Source organism: Rathayibacter sp. CAU 1779, assembly GCF_054551755.1.
Window position 1 is genome coordinate 1,339,979 of record NZ_JBTOLK010000001.1, and the last position, 18,583, is coordinate 1,358,561.

Here is an 18,583-nt window from a genome sequence, read left to right on the forward strand (position 1 = left end):
GTCGTGAGGGCGCCCACACGCGCGAGGAGCAGTGCGAGCGGCACGCCCAGCAGCAGGCAGAGGGCCGTGGCGACGAGTCCGGTGATCACCGAGAGCTGCAACGCGTCCAGTGCCTGCGGCGAGGTGATGTCCGCCCAGAGCGTCGACCATTCGACGTGACCGACCAGGGCCGCCAGCGGCAGCGTGAGGAACGCGAGACCGATGATCGCCGGTATCGCCAGGAGCGGCGGCGCGTAGCCGCGGCGGTTCATGGCTTCTGGAATCCGAACGACGCCAGGATCTTCAGCCCCTCGGATCCGGTGATGAACGAGACGAACGCCTTCGCCGCTGTCGGGTTCGGAGCATCCTTGAGCACCACGATCGGGTAGGAGTTGATCACCTTGTCGGCGCCGGCCGGCACGATGGTCTTCACCTTGTCGGTCGTTGCCGCATCCGTCACGTAGACGAGACCCGCGTCGGCCTCACCGCTCTCCACCTTGGTGAGCACGGCTGTCACGTTCTGCTCCTGGCTCACCGGCGTGACCTTCACGTTCTCGTTGTCGAGCAGGGTCTGGGCGGCGGATCCGCAGGGCACGGCTGGCGCGCAGAGCACGACCTTGAGACTCGGGTCCGCCAGGTCGCTCAGCGACTTCACGTTGCCCGGGTTGTCCTTCGGGGTGACGATGACGAGGGCGTTGCGGGCGAAGATCGACGGATCGGATGCCAGCCCCGGGTCCGTCACCTTCGCCATGTTCGCCTCGTCGGCCGACGCGAAGACGTCGACCTTCGCGCCGCCGAGGATCTGCGTGGCCAGGGTGCTGGATCCGTCGTAGTTCGCGGTGACGTGCACGTCGGGGTGCGCCTTCTCGAACTCCGCGGCCGCCTTGTCGAACGCGCCCTGCAGGGATGCCGCAGCCGAGACCGTGACGTCGCCGCTGAGGGTGTCGGTCGTCGAGCTGGCCGTCGCCGTGGACGTGTCGGCGGCACCCGAGGTTCCTGAGCACCCGGCCAGCAGAAGGGCCACGGATGCGGTGGCGGCGAGGAGAAGGGGCAGGCGGCGCATGTCGTTCCTCCGGGAGGGGTTCGGTGGTGCTCGTGGTGGTCGGGGGTGGTGCGGCCGGGTCAGGTGCCCGGCACCTCGACGATGACGTTCGTGGCCTTCACGACGGCGACGGCGAGCGAACCGACCTCGAGGCCGAGGTCGCGGACGGCTTCGGTGCTCATCAGTGAGACGACACGGTGCGGTCCTGCCTGGATGTCGACCTGCGCCATGACCTCGTCCGCGATGACGCGCGTGACGATCCCGGTGAAGCGGTTGCGAGCGCTGGAGAGCACGTCGGTGGGGTCGTCCGCCGCGCGGGCGAGCTCGACGGCCCGCTGGGCGAGCGCGTCACCCGGGATCTCGGTGGGCGTGGCATCCGTCACTTCAAGCGCACCCTGCTCCACCCAGCGACGCACGGTGTCGTCGCTCACGCCGAGAAGTCGCGCGGCCTGCGCGATCTTGTAGCTTGCGGGCATGTGGTCACCGTATCACCGCGACTGCGGTTGTTTCAGGCCCATAGATCCGCAGTTGCGGAGCAATGGTCGACGGGCGTACCGCGTCCGGCGTGCTGCCATGCTGAGGTGATGAGCACTGCGGATCCGGATGCGCCCTCTCGCGGCGCGATCCTCCTCGCCGGCGGTCGCGCCTCCCGCATGGCCGGCATCGACAAGCCGTCCCTGAAGGTGGCGGGACGGTCGTTGCTGGACGCGGCAGTCGCTGCCGTGGCAGCAGTCGGATGCGGCACCGTGGTGATCGTGGGTCCGCGTCCTGGCGATGGGACGGCGCTCGACCCGGACCGTGCAGAACCTGGAGCTGCGGATTCCGGTGGCGCGGAACCTGCAGGCGCGGAACCTGGTGGCGCGCCGACGACCGGTCGTGAGGTTGCGATCGAGTGGCGTCGCGAGGATCCGCCGTTTTCAGGCCCGGCGGCGGCGATCGTCACGGCGCTGGCACCGCCGGATCCGCATCCGGTCCCGGAGTGGACCTTCGTGCTCGCCTGCGACCTTCCGCGCGTGGACCAGGCGGTGGCGCGGCTGGATCGGGAGCTGAGTGCCCTGCCATCCGACGCCGACGGCGCCTGCCTCGCGGATTCCACCGGCCGTGCGCAATGGCTCACGGGCGTCTACCGAACGTCTGCCCTGAGGGCAGCGGCATCCGCTCTCCCGGATGCCGGGCGTGACCAGTCCGTTCGCGCCCTGCTCGCCGGGCTCGCGGTCACGGCGATCGGGGACGACGCCCACGTCGCCGACGACATCGACACCTGGGACGACTACGAGCGCTTCACCGGCGACGGGGAACGAGGATGACGGCCGCGCTGAGCACGAGCAACGGCAGCACGCAGACGGCGGCGATCGCGTAGCCGTTCTCTGCCGGGAACACACTGCCGTGCGAGGTCGCCATCGCGAGCAGCAGGCCGGCGAGGGCGCTTCCGATGCTGAATCCGACGCTGCGCACGATCTGGTTGATCGACAGCACGCTCGCCGTCTCTGTCGCCGGTGTGCCGGCCAGCACGAGCCCCGGCATGGTCGCGGAGACCCCGCCCACCCCGAAGCCGAGCACCGCCATGGCGGTGAGCGTCGCGATGAGTGACCACGGAACGGCCGCGAAGACGATCGCGGCGATGGCGACGAAGGCGGCATGGATCACGAACGTCCACCTCGCGGTCGCGAGGCGCGTCATCCAGGGCGTCAGCCTGCCGGCGATGAATCCGAACACGGAGAACGGAATGAGCGCGGCCCCAGCGGCGAGACCGGAGAGCGCGAATCCGTAGCCGGCCGCCTGCGGCGTCTGCACGAAGCGCGTGAGAAGCGAGAACAGGAGGTACATGCCGACGCCCGAGGTGAGCATCGCGGCGTTGGCACTGAGCAATCCGCCGTGCGCGAAAAGTCGCACGTCGACGAGCGGAGCCGACGAGCGCAGCTCCACCACCACCCAGACGGCCAGCGCGATACCTGCGACGACGAGGACGGATGCCCCGACCAACGGCATCCTCCACACCGACGGCTGCGCCACGCAGAGCAGAAGGCCGAGCGTGCCAAGGCCGAGGAGCACGGCGCCGCCGACGTCGATGCGGATGCCCGCACGTGGCGCATCCCGCGGGATCGCGCGCCAGGCGATGACGACTCCGGCGAGTGAGATGAGGAAGCCGAGCCCATAGGCGGCGCGGAGCCCTGCGTACTGATCGACCAGTCCCATGAGCGGGTAGGCGACGCCGATGCCGACGGTTCCGGCGACGGAGATGGTCGCGATCGTGGAGCGAGCGCGTTCCGCCGGCAGGTTGTCGCGCGCAACGCTCATCAGCAGGGCCAGCGCACCGAGGCCGAGGCCTTGCAGCGCGCGGCCGGCCAGCAGCGTCCCGAATGAGAAGCCTCCCGGTGGGAGCGGCACCGCCGTGAGGAGGCCGCCGAGCGCGACGAGTCCGAGCGTGACGAGCACCGTGGCACGGCGGTGGGGGCCGGTGCCGAGACGGCCGAGCACCGGTGCGGCGATCGCCCCGGAGAACAGCGTGACGGTGAGCGTCCACTGCGCGGCATCCAGGGGGACGTCGAGATGGAGGGCGACGGAGGTGATGAGCGGTGCGCCGACTCCGCCGATGACGGCGCCGAGGAAGGCGATCGTGACGAGAGCCGCGCCCAGTCGGTGCGCCGGGCCGGCGGTCGGCGACGTGCTCACCTGTTCGTCTCGGCGGTGATGTGGTCGAACAGTCCCGGCTTGACGAGCGTGCGGATGCCGTCGGCCCACGGTTCGTCGATCGCCGCGACGTCGACGGCTGCTCCCGCGTTCAGCAGCATGCCGAACGCGAGGAATGACTTGACGGTGACGGCGTCGAGACCGGTCGTGTCGGCGACGACCTGCCACATGCGGGCGAGCCGTTCGCGCACGACGGCCTGCACCTCTGGATCGCCGCACGCGGCGAAGCCCTGCAGTTGGAGAAGAAGTGCCGTGCGGTCGGCGAGAAGGTCGTAGTACTGAGCGCCCATGCGCGCGAGGCTCTCTGTGCCCGTCAGTCCGTCGCCGGCCAGCAGCATGCCGTCGCTGACCCTGTCGAACGCCGCGGTCACGAGTTCGAGGAACAGTGCCTTCTTGGTGCCGAACATGCGGAACACGTACGCCTGGGTGATGTCCGCCTCGCGAGCGATCGTCTCAACGGACGCGCCGGAGAGCCCGCGTTCCGCGAACTCACGTGCCGCGATCTCCAGAACCTGTGCCCGCCGGGCATCTCCGCGCATCCGCTCCGCCATGATGGTTATGTTACTGATTAGTGACTAGTAACAAAATGACCGTACGTGGTCGTCAGCTCTTCGGTCGAGCGCAGCATGGACGAGCCGAAAATGACATGCTCGAACGACACGCTCAATGACGACGAGAGGATGCCCGTGCCCACCTCATCCGGCCGGTCCACCGAAGCCCACGCGACAGTGACAGACGGCGACGACGATGCGAGAGCAGCGTTCTGGCGCACGAGCACCGCGGAGGCGGAGGGTGTGGATCCGGCGGGGATCCGCGCCCTCATCGACGCCTACGACGCGGATCCCGCGATCGATCCGCATGCGCTGATCGTTGTGCGGCATGGCGCGGTGATCGCCTCCGCCCAGTGGGCGCCGTACGCCACGACGCGCCCGCAGCTCGTGTACTCGCTGAGTAAGAGCTTCACGAGCACGGCGGCGGGATTCGCCGCCGCGGAGGGTCTTCTCGACCTGGACACCCCTGCCGTCGACTACTTCCCGGAGTATGCCGACAGCGTCGCGCCGGAGAGCAGGCGCATCCTGGTGCGGCATCTCGCCTCGATGGCGACCGGCCACCTGCAGGACATGATCGTGTCGTTCTGGCAGGACCGCGAGCATCCGATCCGCCAGTTCTTCGCCACCCCGCCGGAGCGCGAGCCGGGCACGGTGTTCACCTACAACCAGCTTGCCACCTACACCCTCGGCGTGATCGTGCAGCGTCGCTCGGGCCAGCGCCTCACCGACTACCTGCGGCCGCGGCTCTTCGAACCGCTCGGGATCCCGCAGCTCGGCTGGCAGCAGCAGCCGGCGGATGTCGAGCTCGGCTTCTCCGGACTCTTCGCACCGCCCGAGGCGGTCGCGAAGCTCGGCCGGCTCTACCTGGACGGCGGCGTGTGGGACGGCCGCCGCCTGCTGCCGGAGTGGTGGGTGAAGGAGGCGACGAGCCTGCAGGTCGCGAATGCGACGCCGGGCGATCCGCTCGCGCCGGAGTCCGACTGGGCGCAGGGCTACGGCTTCCAGTTCTGGATGTCCCGCAACGGGTTCCGCGGCGACGGGGCATTCGGCCAGTTCTGCCTCGTGCTGCCCGAGCAGGATGCCGTGGTCGCCATCACCGCGCAGGTGCACGACATGCAGCACGAGCTGAACCTGGTGTGGGAGCACCTGCTGCCCGCGTTCCACGACGAGCCGCTCGTACCTCGGCCGGACGGCGGAGAGGCGTTGCTCGGTCTCGAGCGGAGCATCCCCTTCCCTGCGGATCTCCGGCCGTTCGCGCAGCTGGACGCCTCGGCGGCTGGTGAGTACCGCGCGGTCGGCGACCCGGAGGATCCCGACGGATATCCGCAGCTGACGCGCGTCGTGCTGCAGCGCGACGGCGCCGGTGACGGCGGCGGCACTGCCGCCGAGAGCTGGACCGTCACGTTGCACGAGGATCCCGCCGACGAGACCGCAGCCGATGCCCCGCACCAGCCGGTGGCGCCCGACGCCGTCTCCGACGACGCAGCCCGAGCGAACGCGCAGGGATGGGTCGCCGCCGTGTCGGTGCCGTCGACGTCGTCCACGCCGACGGACACCGTCGGCGGTCGGGTGGGCGACGGCTCCTGGGCGGTCACCGAGGGCGGGGCGTCGGGGACGCTCGAGGTTCCGATCGCGGCGAGGGGAGGCATCCTCGATGCGGATGCCGTTGCCACCCCGCGCATCGACATCGCATTCATCGACACCCCGCACCGCCTCACGCTGACGTTCGACACGGATGCCCGCACGGTCACGCCGCAGTGGACCTCCCGGGCGCTCGGCTTCGCCGGCGCCTACCAGCTGCGTGCGGTGCGCCCGGGGGAGTCGTTCGTCGTCGAACGCTGAGCGGCCCGCAACCCTAGCCCGCCATCCGCAGCCCGCAGCCCGCCATCCGCAACCCGTAGCCCGCCGCGCGCTGCGTCGCGAAAATCGGAGTGATCGCGCTCTCGCAACGAATACCGGAGGAAACCTTCGGTATTCGTTGCGAGCTCCGGTTCTCGGAGCAAGGGCCGCGTCGCGACCTGAACAAAAGAAGGCGGTGTGGTGCGGTGCGCCCGGGGAGTCGTTCGTCGTCGAACGCTGAGCGCACCCGCCCTCAGTACCGTTCGAGCTCGCAATCGTCGGAGCGCACTCGACACCCGGCGCGACTCAACCCACGGTGGGCACGTGCTCGGTGTCGGGCGGGCGCACGCCGCCGTCGCTGGAGACCTTGCGCAGCGCCAACGCGATCACCGGGAAGAGCAGCACCGACAGCATCCCCGCGCCGACGAGCGCGCTCGCCGTCCCGGACGACAGTTCGTGCTGTTCGATGCCGATGTTCGTCACCGCGACGATGATGGGCAGACCGGTGGCGGTGAACAGCGTCAGGGCCGCCCGATCCTTGCCGGTCGCGCCCTTGGGTGAGGCGATGAGTCCGGGAAGGCCCCGCACGACGAGCAGGAGCACCAGGAAGATCGGCAGCAGGATGAGTGCTCGGGTGTCGGCGAGCAGCCCGCGCAGGTCGAAAGTGATCCCGGTCGTGAGGAAGAACACCGGGACGATGACGCCGAACGCGACCGCCTCGAGCTTGCCCTCGATCTGCTCCGACGCCTCCTGGCGGGCACCGGAGAGCAGTACCCGGGTGAGGATGCCGGCGGCGAACGCTCCGAGAAGCATGTCGAGTCCCAGCGCGATGCTGAGCCCGACGAGTCCCGCGATGATGGCCACCGCGAACCGCACGACGAACTGGCCGCTGGTGTGCATGGTCGCGGTCACCAGTCGGTGGAACCGCTCGTGCGTTCCGAGGGATGCCAGCCACACCCCGAGTCCCGCGATGATGACGAATCCGATGAGCACGAGCGCTCCGGCCAGCGGTGTGCGCCCGGAGAGGAAGAGCGAGATCGCCACGAGCGGCCCGAACTCGCCGATGGCTCCGACCGCCGTGACCGCGAGTCCGAACGGAGTTCGCAGCTCTCCGGCGTCGCGAAGGAGCGGCATCAGCGTGCCGAGCGCCGTGGAGCACAGAGCGATGCCGACGTAGATCCCCGCGATCGGCGAGGGTGCGAGCAGGATGCCGAGGGCCAGTCCGCCTGCGAGCGAGATCAGCCATCCGATGATCGCCCGGTTCAGCGGTCGTCCCTTGATGGTCGCGAAATCGATCTCGTTGCCGGCCATGAAGAAGAGGAACGCGAGGCCGAAGTTGGAGACGGTGGTGAGGGCATCCGATTTCGGGATCCAGCCCAGCACGCTCGGCCCGGCAAGGATGCCGAGCACGATTTCGAACACGACCAGGGGTATTTTCGCGACCCGGCCGACGAGTGCCGACAGGATCGGCGCGAGAAGTGCCAGCGCGGGAATGAGCACGATGGGCGCGATGCGGGCATCCATGTGGCGATGGTATGGCCACCCTGGTGGGGTGATCTCACCCCAGTCGGATGGGGTCGAGGGTGGCGCGAATCCGCTGGTCAGAGGCACGATGGCAGAGAGACGACGGTTCGGCCTGCCCTCGGATCGTCGGCATCGGGGGGTGCGCACGTGCGACTGCGTTCGTGGACAATGCGGGTGGCGACGATCGTCGGAGTCGTCGCCCTGACGCTCAGCGGAGCCTTGATCGGGGCGACGCCGGCGGCCGCAGCCGATCCCGACGCGGCGTTCCAGATCACCAAACAAGTGGTCGGAACGCAGACCACCTTTCAACCGGGCGACACGTTCCAATACCGGATCACCGTGTCGTGCAGTTCGACCACGGTCGGTGGCTGCATCAACGCCAACATCGCTGACGAGTTGCCGGCTCCCCTCGTGCTCAACCCCAACGCCAGCCCGCAGGTCACTGCGTCGCTCTCGTCCGGCGGCCCGGTGAGCGTCACCTATGCGGGATCGACCGGCTTCGTCGTGACGCCAACGGAGGGCTGGACCTACAACGGAACGCCGGAGACCGGCATGATCGCCGGCAATCAGGTCATCATCACGGTCTCCGCCCAGGTACCGACCGACGTTCCGGGCACGTACAACGGCGAGACCATCACGAACACCGCAACGGCGAACGCCGACAACGCGCCGAGCAAGAACGGGACGGCGGATATCACGCTGAACGTGCCAACGACGCTCGTCGCCGACATGAGCAAGAACGCGTCGGTCAGCACGATCCCGGCGGTGCCGGGGCGACCGGTCGACTGGACGCTGACGCCGAGCAACCAGTCCAACCAGAACGTCGACACGATCGTGGTGCAGGATCCCGTCGACCCCGCCAGCCCGCCAACCAACCTCCAGTACATCGACTTCACCGGAGCGCCGGACATCACACCTCCGCCGACCACGACGAGCACCGACATCGAGTACCTCGTGAACGGCACATGGACCAGCACCCCGCCCGTGCCGCCGGACATGCCCGAGGGCATCCGCGTCACCTTCCACGGCACGTACGCGCCTGGCGCATCAGGCAAGGTCGTCATCCACTCGACCACCAACGACCAGGTCACGACCATCCCCGAGGGCACGTCGGTCACGATCCACAACGACGCCAGCACCATCGTGCAGAAGAACGGAGAGTCCAGCGACCCGGCGACCGACACCGCAGACGTGACCATGTCTGCGAACGCGCCCGACGTGTCCATCACCAAGTCCTTCGACGACACGACCCTGCTGTCGGGGCAATCGGCCACGGCCGATGTCAAGGCGACCGTCGGGGAGCAGGATGTCGAGTCCCTGACGATCAACGAGCCCACGTCGGGTCAGCCGGGGTTCAGCGAGCAGGGCCTGACCTTCACCGGATTCGGAAGCGATCTCACGTGGCCGGTGGCGGCCACCGAGGCGACGATCACCTACACCTACACCGACTGCGCATCCACGACGGATTCGACGACGACGGTGAACACGCTTCCGGATCCGCAATCGGGATGCACAGTCGACGGGTTCAGTGTGACCTACGAGTCCCCGGGCACCGACGGCATCCAGTCGGGCACGTACGCGCAGATCCCGATCGAGGTCACGGCAAACCGGGTCGTCACGGTGAAGTCGAGCACGAACTTCGTCGACACCTCGGTCACGAACAGCGAAGACCAGACGGGTACGGCAGACACGAAGGCCGATTTCACCATCTCGCCGCTGACCGTCAACACCGAGGTGACGAAGAAGATCACGCCGTCCCAGATCTACGGCGTCCCGGGAACAACGGCCACGATCTCGCTCACCGGCAAGGTGTCGGACGACTCATCGGTGGGCTCGAACACCCTCGTCATCTCCGACCCGAACAATCCGGGCACGGACACGACCGGGTTCTGGAACCAGTTCACGGCCGACAACGTGCAGACGGACATCCCCAACTGCTCCACCCTCACGGTGAACTACTGGTCCGTCTCGCAGGGAAAGTACGTGACCTTCCCCGGTGCCGAGGGCATCGAAGGCCCGGTGCAGAACTACACGTACACGGTTCCGGCCGATCTGAAGTCCGACATCGGCGGAATCCAATTCGTGTTCCTGCCGAGCACGGCGGACGGGTGCGCCGACACGCTCCCGCCCGGATTCAACGTGACCCCGACCATCGGCGTCGAGACGACGCAGACGAACGACACTCCGGTCACCGTCGACAACAGCGTGTGCAGCAAGGTCGCAAACCCGAACGCCGTGCGCTCGCCGCAGACGGACTGCGCGGACGCGAGCATCGACATCATTCCGATCAACGGCGGCGGCACCGGACCGCAGTTCGTGGACAAGGCGTGGACCCAGGACACCGTGCCAGCACTCTCCGGCGAGGACCGCACCACGCGGATCGGATGGTCGACCTCCGGCCTGAACCTCAAGTCGATGGCGATCAACGACCCGGCATCCCTCGGCGAGCTGACCGACGTCTCCACCAGCGTCTTCGACGCCTGGAACCTCAAGCAGATCGCGCCGATCACGACGGCCGATGACCCGCAGATCGCGCAGGACGTGATCAGCGAGGTCAGCCTGTACGAGAACGGCGCGTGGGTCGACATCACGGCTCAGGCCTGCTCGAGCGGGTGCACGGGCCAGTTCGGCGGCTACACCCTCAGCGGGTCTCAGCAGCAGGAGGCAACGGGCCTGCGGTTCGTCTATTCGGAGCGGACGGCCGGAGCGGGCATCGGGTCGTCGTACGACTTCTCACGTCCCTTGAACCTGGTGTGGACGCTTCGTGACACGCTTCGCAGCGACCCAACCCAGTACGTGCTCGGCACCGAGCACACCTACACGTACAACACCGGCGATCCGGGCGTCGTGAACAACACGGTGCAGGGCGACGGCACGCTCCAGGACGACAGCGTGTACACCTCGCAGGCGAACGACACGATCACGATCACGGACTCGCCGGTGAACGTCGAGCTCTCCAAGTCGTTCGATCAGACCGACCTCGGTCTGCCACAGGAGGGAACGGACCAGTCCGACTATCCGCTCATCTCGTCCACGATGACGGGCATCAACAACACGGCGGGGAAGATCTCGTCGATGGTCATCTCCGATCCGTCCGCGAGCCAAGCGGCGCCGACCGTCTTCGACACGTTGAACCTCTACTCGATCGACACGGTCACCCCGCCTCCCGGCGCCACGGCGGACGACACGACCGTCACGCTGACCGGCGGCACCTCCGCGGGCACGTACACGCTCGCCGACGCTCAGGCGTTGTCGCCGACGGACCTGGCGACGGTGACAGGCATCGAGGTGTCCTTCGGCACCCCGGACGGCGCGCCGATCATCAACGCGGCGGCCCAGGGCGTCGTGGGGCTCACCTGGCAGCTGCGGTCGACCTATCGTTCGTCGGAGCTGCCGATGCAGCCGACGAACGGCAACGCCGTCGAGAACGACGCCCACGTTCAGGTGGACAGCCCCGACCGCATCCCGTGCACCGACCCGCCGAGCGGGTTCTGCAGCTCCGGTGAGGCGGATGCCGACGCGTCGTTCAACATCGTCGAGGCGAACTACACCGTCGCGACCCAGAAGTCGATCGACCCGCCGACCATGACCGAGGACGTCACGCCCCCGAACTACACCTCGACGCTGGTGTCGCAGCCGAACGGGAACGCACGCACGATCCTCATGACGACGACGGATGACACGCCGACGTTCTGGAACACGATGGACTACACGGGAGCGTCGATCGCGGTGCCGGCCCCGGTGAACGACGTGCGGATGGATGTGCTCACGGACGATCCGGCGAACGGCAAGACGATCACGTGGGCCGTCGTCGCCGGCCAGCTCGTGGCATCCTGCAACGGAACGGTCGTCACGCAGACCTCCGCGTGCTGGACGACGGGCGACTGGGTGTCGTCCACCGGGACCGTCACGTTCGGCCTGCCGACCGGCGTGTCCGCCTCGCAGGTCGTCGGGGTGCGCTTCGAGGCGCGGGAGCTCGTGGACGGCACGCCCGTGCAGTGGGAGCGGCCGTACAACCCGAAGCTCAGCTATTCGCTGAACACAACGCGGCGGGAGTTCACGCGCAGCGATCCGAGCCTGCTGGTCGGCACGGACCGGCCCGACCTGCAGCCGAACCCCGGCGAGACCCAGCTCGGGGTCATCACCAATACCGTGCGCTCGCACGGCGACGCCCAGTTCGGTCCGGGACAGACCTTCACCGACGACTCGTCGGCCACCGCGACGACTCTCGTGCAGCACCTGGTGAACTCGATCAAGGTGACCAAGACCCGAGGGTCGGCCGGTCTGCTGGATGCGAACGGTTCGATCCCGTATGTCTTCACCGTCACGAACACGGGCCAATGGGACATGACAGGGCTGACGGTCACCGACCAGATCACGCCGCTCGTCGGGAACCCGGCCCAGTCGCCGGTGATCGAGCCGACACCGCCCGCCTACACATTCACGCTCATGGGACCGAACGGCGAGATCGGCGACACGACGGGCTTCTCAGCCCATCTCGACGAGTCGACAGGGATCATCACCGTGACGACTCCCGACGACTTCGTCTTCCTGCACGGGTGGACGCTGACCGTGGGCGCTCCGTTGCTGTTCCGCCCCGGCCTCGATCCGGACACGGTCATCCACAATACGGTGACAGCGACGTCTGATCGCCTCTTCGAGACCTGTCAGTCGACGACGACGGACATGGTGCCGAATCCGGACACGAACAACGTGGCGGAGTGCGCGGCCGACACGACCGTCGCTCCGGCAGCCAGCTCCGTCGTCTCGATGAAAAAGTGGGTCAAGGGCGACAGCGCGGGGGACCCCGCCGATCCGAGCCAGGACGACCTCGGCGTGCTCAACGTCGCAGGCACCGGCGCCGACGAGTGCAGCACGCCCACGGACGACTTCTACAGCTATCCGTGCGCACCGATCACCCGACCGGGCGGCAACGAGACCTGGAGACTCGACTTCACCAATTCGGGCAATGCGAACGCCCGCGTGATCGCCGCCGTGGACACGTTGCCTGCGGTGGGCGACCAGGGCGTGATCGTGCCGGGAAGCCGTGGGTCGCAGTTCGCGACCACGCTGGTCGGAAGTGTCGAGGCGAATCTCGATCCTCTGGCGACGCTGACCGCGTACTACTCGACGCAGGTGCTCAGCCAGGATTGCAACGAGAACGCGATCAGGGTGTACACCGATCAGACGTCGGCGGATCCGGCGTGCGACTTCGGCTGGACGGCGTTCGACTCCAACACCCCGGAGTCGGAGCTCGCCGCGGCGCGCAGCGTCGAGTTCGTCGTGACCTATCCGGATACCCCGCTCGGCTCCGGGCTGCGTCCTGGCTCGACGCTCTCGATCACCTTCGACACGCGCACGCCGTCGGTCCTTCCCAAGGAGTCGGCGGTGCCGTCGGGCGAGCCGATCGCGTACAACTCCTTCGCGGGCGCGTCTCGCACGGTCGCGACGGTATCCCAGCCGGAGCATGGAGAACTCCCGGCCGAGCCGCAGCGCGTCGCCGTCGCCACGGCGACCGGACAGCTGCAGATGGTGAAGGAGGTCGACGCGCCCGACTTCGCCGGCGACGTCACTCTGCCGACCTCGTATCCGATGCTGGTCACCTGCACGTCGAATGGGCAGGCCGTCGACCTGGTGTTCGCCGACGGCAGCGACGCGAGCCGCCCCAGTGTGCCGTCGGACGGCACCGTGTTCGTCTACGACAACACGACGGGACCGGTGAACCTGCCGCTCTTCGCGAGTTGCACGGTCGTCGAGGATCCGGCGATTCCCGGTGACACCGCGACCGTGACTCCGACCACGCCGCTGACCGCTGACCGCGACATCAGCACGAACGACCAGGTGGATCATCCGTACGTCGGCACTCCGGATGAGGCGCGTTTCACCATCACGAATACCTTCACAGCCGGCGGCTTCACCGTGACCAAGGCCGTCGACAACGGTGGTGCGGAGAACCAGGACGGCGATGCGATCGTCTACGACCAGGCGTTCACGTTCACGGCGTCCTGCACGTATCTGGGCCAGGAGGCCGTGCCGGCCGGCGACCAGACCTTCACCCTGCACGATGGCGACTCCAAGGCGTTCACCGGCATCCCGACCGGAGCAGAGTGCACCGTGACAGAGACGGACGACGGTGGAGCCGGATCCACAGACATCACACTGACGACGGGAGGCGACACCTCGACCACCACAGGATCCTCGACTCAGTTCACGGTCGGCGAGGGTGACGCCACGATCACGACGGCCGCGTTCACCAACCGCATGACGGTCGGCTCGGTGAGCATCACGAAGGTCATCACCGGATCGGGTGCCGCAGATTACGGGCAGGGACCCTTCACGTTCCACACCACGTGCACGCTGGACGGTGCCGACCCGAACACCGTCTACGACGAGACGTTCCAGCTGTCCCCGCCGGATGACCTCACCAAGACGATCGACAACCTGCCGACAGGAGCATCCTGCACCACCGAGGAGACGGACTTCGCCGGCGCACAGACGCACAACGTGACTCCGGAGTCAGTCACCGTCGGTGACGGCGACACGCAGGCCTTCACGGCCACGAACGACTTCCAGACCGGTGCGCTGGACATCCACAAGGTGGTCGACGGCGACGGCGCGGCCACGTGGGGTCAAGGGCCGTTCGAGGTGAGCGTGGCGTGCATGTACAACGGTTCACCGGTCAGCATTCCCGGCGGCGCCACCCGCGAACTGTCGTCGGCGGGCAACTGGGAGGCGTCATACGATCCGCTCCCGATCGGTGCGGTCTGCGACATCTCCGAGACCGACGACCAAGGGGCGACGAGCACCACGATCACGGATGCCGACGGCAACACGGTCAGCGAGGTGACGATCACCGATCAGACGACACCGCTGCAGCTCACGGTGACGAACACGTTCGACGTGGGCAGCATCCAGGTCGACAAAGTCATCGCCGGCGCCTCAGGCGGACTCCACGAAGGTGACACCTTCCAGATTCTCGCCACCTGCACGTATCAGGGAGAGACGATCGATGTTCCAGGCGGCGCAGCGCGTCAGCTCACCGTGGGTACGCCGGTGGTCTACGACGACCTTCCGATCGGAACGGTCTGCAGCATCGAGGAGACGGACGACTCCGGTGCCGTCGCCTCGATCGTGGTCCCACAGAGCGTGACCGTCACGTCGAACGGGACCGACGACACCGTGCAGGTGCGCGTGATCAACGCCTACACGGTCGGCGGATTCACCGTCACGAAGACGGTCGATTCGGATGCAGTGGACCGCAACGGCGATCCGCTCGTGTACGACCAGGAGTTCACGTTCAGCGCGTCCTGCACCTACAACGGCGTGTCCACCCTGGACACGACGTTCAGCATCACGGATGGCGGGTCGCAGTCCTTCTCTGATCTGCCCACGGATTCGGCATGCACCGTGACGGAAACCGACGATGGCGGTGCCGGTTCGACCGACATCACCCTCAACCAGACCGGCCAACCGCCGGTCAGCTCGTCCGGCGACAGCGTGCAGTTCGCGATCGGGGTCCGCATCATCTCCGTCACGACCGTCGCGTTCACGAACACCATGACGGCGGGATCGCTGGATCTGCTGAAAGTCGTCGACGGCGCCGGGGCCGCCACCTGGGGTGCCGGACCGTTCACGCTGCATGTCCTGTGCACCTATTCGGGAGCGGATCCGAACATCGTCTACTCGAACGACGTGGTGCTCGGCGGTGACGATCCGCTCGAGACCACGATCGACGGGGTGCCGACGGGCGCCATATGCATCGTCACCGAACCGGATGCTGCCGGCGCTCAGAACACCGTGATCGATCCGCACGTCGTGACGATCGGCGACGAGGATACGGTCAGCGTCACCGTCACGAACACGTTCACGATCGGTCAGATCGTCGTCTCCAAGAAGGTGGACGGGCCGGGTGCGTCTGAGCACCAGAACGACACGTTCGGTGTGCACTTGGCGTGCACCTGGAACGAGGATCCGATCGCCATACCGGGTGGTGCGGACCGCTCGCTGACGGTGGCGGACCCCGTCACGTACTCCGACCTGCCGGTAGGCGCCGAGTGCGTCGTGAGTGAGACGGACACCGGTGGCGCCCTCCAGGTGGAGATGACCCCGGCGACAGAGGGCAACGTGCAGACGGCATCCGTCACGGTCGGGGACGGCACGGACGTGCAGGTGGTCGTGACCAATTCGTTTGACCCGTCGCCCGGACTGTCGGACACGGGTTCCAGCGTCGTGCCGGCACTGATCACCGCAATCGGCATGCTGGTCGCCGGTCTCGGGATCGCGCTCGCGGGCATCCTGCGCCGGCGCCGCAAGGCCTGAGGTTGGCCCGTCCCCGAAAGCGCACGAGTGCGGCCGCGAGAGTGCACGAATCCGGCCGCGAGAGTCCCCCGATGATGGCGGAGCGCACGCTGCAGCCGAGAACTCAAGGTTGCGCGAGTGCGGATTCCGCTTCTGAAGGCGCACACTCGTCTCCGTTCACCCCCGTGGGGCGATAAGAGGGAGCAATTCCTGTACGTGACGCGGCGATCGGCTTACCGTGACGACGACTCACGATGTCCAGGGGAGGAACGATGTCGAAGAAGTTCAATGGCACGATCAAGCTCGATGTTCGAGATTCGGTCGCCGACTGGGCGCCGTACGAGCAGTCGCGTGCCAGGGACGGCGCGCCGAACGTGCTCGTCATTCTGTACGACGACACCGGCATGGCGTCATGGTCGCCGTATGGCGGTCGCATCAACATGCCGACGCTCGATCGGCTTGCGAAGAACGGGCTGACCTACACGCAGTGGCACACGACTGCTCTGTGCTCGCCGACCCGCTCCACATTCCTCACCGGCCGCAACCATCACGCCAACGGCATGGGCAACATCATGGAAGGCACCAACGGCTTCCCGGGCTTCTCAGGGCAGATCCCGGAGGAGTGCGCGACGATCGGGCAGATCCTCCAGAAGAACGGCTACTCGACGTTCTGGATCGGCAAGGACCACAACGTTCCGGAGCAGGACGTCTCGACCGGCGGCAGCAAGGAGCAATGGCCGCTCTCGCAGGGCTTCGATCGCTTCTACGGTTTCCTCGGCGGCGAGACGAACAACTGGTACCCCGACCTCGTGGAGGACAACCACTTCATCGAGCCGCCCTACTCGCCGGAAGACGGCTACCACCTCTCGAAGGACCTCGCGGATCAGACGATCAGGCTGCTGCGTGACCAGAACGCCTCGAATCCGTCGAAGCCTTGGTACACGTGGTTCTGTCCAGGGGCGAACCATGCGCCGCACCACGCGCCCAAGGAGTACATCGACAAGTACAAGGGCGTGTTCGACGACGGTTACGACGCCTACCGCACGTGGGTGCTCGCGCGCATGATCGAGAGGGGCATCCTGCCAGAGGGCACGGCGCTCACGCCGTTCAACCCGATGCCGGAGGACGAGGCCAACCCCGCCGACTACGTCAAGCCGTGGGAATCGCTCTCGGACGACGAGAAGCGGCTGTTCAGCCGTATGGCCGAGGTTTTCGCGGGATTCAGCGAGTACACGGATGTGCAGATCGGCCGCATCATCGACTACCTGGAGGAGACGGGTCAGCTCGACAACACGCTCATCTTCTATTGCGCAGACAACGGGGCGTCTGGCGAGGGATCGCCGGACGGCTCGGTCAACGAGAACAAGTTCTTCAACGGGTTCCCTGATGACCTCAAGGAGAACCTCGACAAGATCGGCGTGCTGGGCGGCCCCGAGACGTACAACCACTACCCGACGGGGTGGGCGGCTTCGTTCTCGACGCCGTTCCAGATGTTCAAGCGCTACTCGCAGTTCTCCGGCGGCACGTGCGATCCGATGATCATCCATTGGCCGGCAGGGATCAAGGCCACAGGCGAGATCCGGCATCAGTACCACCACTCGACCGACATCGTCGCGACCGTGCTCGATGTCGTCGGCATCGAGATGCCGACGACGTTCCGTGGTGTCGAGCAGCGCCCGCTCGACGGTGTCTCCATGCGGTACTCGTTCGATGCGGAGCCCGACGGCCCGACGCAGAAGAAGGTTCAGTACTTCGCCATGCTCGGCACTCGTGGCATCTGGAAGGACGGCTGGAAGGCGGCCGCCATCCATGCCCCGCTCACCGGCCACGGTCGCTTCGACGAGGACCGGTGGGAGTTGTACCACGTCGATGTGGACCGCTCCGAGTCCAAGGATCTTGCGGCGGAGCATCCGGAGAAGCTCAAGGAGCTCATCGATGCCTGGTTCGAAGAGGCGGAGAAGAACCACGTTCTGCCGCTCGATGATCGGTCGGCGCGCGACCAGTTGACGATCGAACGTCCGCAGGATGAGCCGCCGCGAACACGGTACGTCTACTTTCCCGACACCACGGCGGTTTCCGAAAGCATCGCGGTCAATGTTCGCGGTCGATCGTTCAAGATCATCGCGGATGTCGTGCTCGAGGAGGACGCTCAGGGCGTCCTGTTCGCGCACGGATCACGCTTCGGCGGCCATTCGCTGTTCATCAAGGACGGCAAGCTCACCTACGTGTACAACTTCCTCGGCATCCCGCCAGAGCAGACGTACACCTCCGAGGCGCTGGCGCCCGGAGCGCACGCACTCGGCGTCGAGTTCATCAGGGAGAGCACGGGTGAGCACGGCGAGTCCGTCGGCACGTGCAAGCTCTACGTCGACGACACAGTCGTCGCGGAGGGGCCGATGCGCGCCCAGATCGGCAAGTTCACGCTCGCAGGCGACGGTCTGTGCATCGGCTACGACAGCGGCGACGCCGTCAGCAGCCAGTACTCCGACGGCTTCCCGTTCACCGGTGGCAGACTGCTCGGCGTAGGCGTCGACGTCAGCGGCGAACAGTACCTCGACCTCGAGCTCGAGGCGCTGGCCGCACTCGCCCGCGAGTAGCGCTCCGCTCCACGCACCGTGCTGCGTGCAGCGCAGCGGATGCCCGGGTCGCGCAGACCCGG

9 protein-coding genes and 1 pseudogene are annotated in these 18,583 nt (G+C 67.2%); 4 read left to right on the top strand and 6 right to left on the bottom strand.

Annotated elements, in window-relative coordinates; all coding sequences use genetic code 11:
- From ACX9R5_RS06155 to ACX9R5_RS06165, 3 genes and pseudogenes are all read right to left on the bottom strand, one after another.
- Positions 1 to 251 (bottom strand): annotated as a pseudogene (locus tag ACX9R5_RS06155) (molybdate ABC transporter permease subunit); the annotation flags it as partial.
- Positions 248 to 1,042: a molybdate ABC transporter substrate-binding protein gene (modA, locus tag ACX9R5_RS06160; protein WP_459408117.1), complete on the bottom strand. Its 795-nt coding sequence runs from the start codon at positions 1,040 to 1,042 to the stop codon at positions 248 to 250. The pseudogene ACX9R5_RS06155 and the gene modA, both read right to left, overlap by 4 nt.
- A 59-nt stretch (positions 1,043 to 1,101) precedes the next feature.
- Positions 1,102 to 1,497: a TOBE domain-containing protein gene (locus ACX9R5_RS06165; RefSeq protein ID WP_459408118.1), complete on the bottom strand. Its 396-nt coding sequence runs from the start codon at positions 1,495 to 1,497 to the stop codon at positions 1,102 to 1,104.
- Positions 1,498 to 1,605: 108 nt separating this feature from the next.
- Here ACX9R5_RS06165 and mobA point away from each other — a divergent pair, with 108 nt between their 5' ends.
- The gene (gene mobA, locus ACX9R5_RS06170) at positions 1,606 to 2,328 is read left to right on the top strand and encodes a molybdenum cofactor guanylyltransferase (RefSeq protein ID WP_459408119.1); all 723 of its coding nucleotides are present in this window, start codon (positions 1,606 to 1,608) and stop codon (positions 2,326 to 2,328) included.
- On the opposite strand, the gene ACX9R5_RS06175 is transcribed toward mobA, so the two are convergent.
- Both ACX9R5_RS06175 and ACX9R5_RS06180 read right to left on the bottom strand, forming a co-directional pair.
- Positions 2,303 to 3,694, bottom strand: a complete 1,392-nt coding sequence (locus ACX9R5_RS06175; RefSeq protein WP_459408120.1) for an MFS transporter — start codon at positions 3,692 to 3,694, stop codon at positions 2,303 to 2,305. The genes mobA and ACX9R5_RS06175 overlap by 26 nt on opposite strands.
- A complete protein-coding gene (locus ACX9R5_RS06180) occupies positions 3,691 to 4,263 on the bottom strand; it encodes a TetR/AcrR family transcriptional regulator (protein WP_459408121.1) in 573 nt (190 codons plus the stop codon). Before ACX9R5_RS06180 ends, ACX9R5_RS06175 begins: the two co-directional genes overlap by 4 nt.
- 135 nt (positions 4,264 to 4,398) lie before the next feature.
- Between ACX9R5_RS06180 and ACX9R5_RS06185 the strand changes: the two genes are divergently transcribed.
- Positions 4,399 to 6,105 carry a serine hydrolase domain-containing protein gene (locus ACX9R5_RS06185; RefSeq protein WP_459408122.1) on the top strand — a complete coding sequence of 569 codons (1,707 nt, stop codon included), beginning with the start codon at positions 4,399 to 4,401 and terminating at the stop codon, positions 6,103 to 6,105.
- Positions 6,106 to 6,408: 303 nt separating this feature from the next.
- On the opposite strand, the gene ACX9R5_RS06190 is transcribed toward ACX9R5_RS06185, so the two are convergent.
- Positions 6,409 to 7,626: a cation:proton antiporter gene (locus tag ACX9R5_RS06190; RefSeq protein ID WP_459408123.1), complete on the bottom strand. Its 1,218-nt coding sequence runs from the start codon at positions 7,624 to 7,626 to the stop codon at positions 6,409 to 6,411.
- Between the two features lie 174 nt (positions 7,627 to 7,800).
- Between ACX9R5_RS06190 and ACX9R5_RS06195 the strand changes: the two genes are divergently transcribed.
- On the top strand, positions 7,801 to 15,945 hold the full coding sequence (locus ACX9R5_RS06195; RefSeq protein ID WP_459408124.1) for a DUF5979 domain-containing protein: 8,145 nt from the start codon (positions 7,801 to 7,803) through the stop codon (positions 15,943 to 15,945).
- 251 nt (positions 15,946 to 16,196) lie between these two features.
- A complete protein-coding gene (locus ACX9R5_RS06200; protein WP_459408125.1) occupies positions 16,197 to 18,521 on the top strand; it encodes an arylsulfatase in 2,325 nt (774 codons plus the stop codon).
- Positions 18,522 to 18,583 lie beyond the last annotated feature (62 nt).

What these genes read in the sequence shown, in the direction of transcription:
- ACX9R5_RS06200 (WP_459408125.1), top strand. Translation starts at nt 16,197, where the DNA reads ATGTCGAAGAAGTTCAATGGCACGATCAAGCTCGATGTTCGAGATTCG.
- mobA (WP_459408119.1), top strand. Translation starts at nt 1,606, where the DNA reads ATGAGCACTGCGGATCCGGATGCGCCCTCTCGCGGCGCGATCCTCCTC.
- ACX9R5_RS06180 (WP_459408121.1), bottom strand. Translation starts at nt 4,263, where the DNA reads ATGGCGGAGCGGATGCGCGGAGATGCCCGGCGGGCACAGGTTCTGGAG.
- ACX9R5_RS06190 (WP_459408123.1), bottom strand. Translation starts at nt 7,626, where the DNA reads ATGGATGCCCGCATCGCGCCCATCGTGCTCATTCCCGCGCTGGCACTT.
- modA (WP_459408117.1), bottom strand. Translation starts at nt 1,042, where the DNA reads ATGCGCCGCCTGCCCCTTCTCCTCGCCGCCACCGCATCCGTGGCCCTT.
- ACX9R5_RS06165 (WP_459408118.1), bottom strand. Translation starts at nt 1,497, where the DNA reads ATGCCCGCAAGCTACAAGATCGCGCAGGCCGCGCGACTTCTCGGCGTG.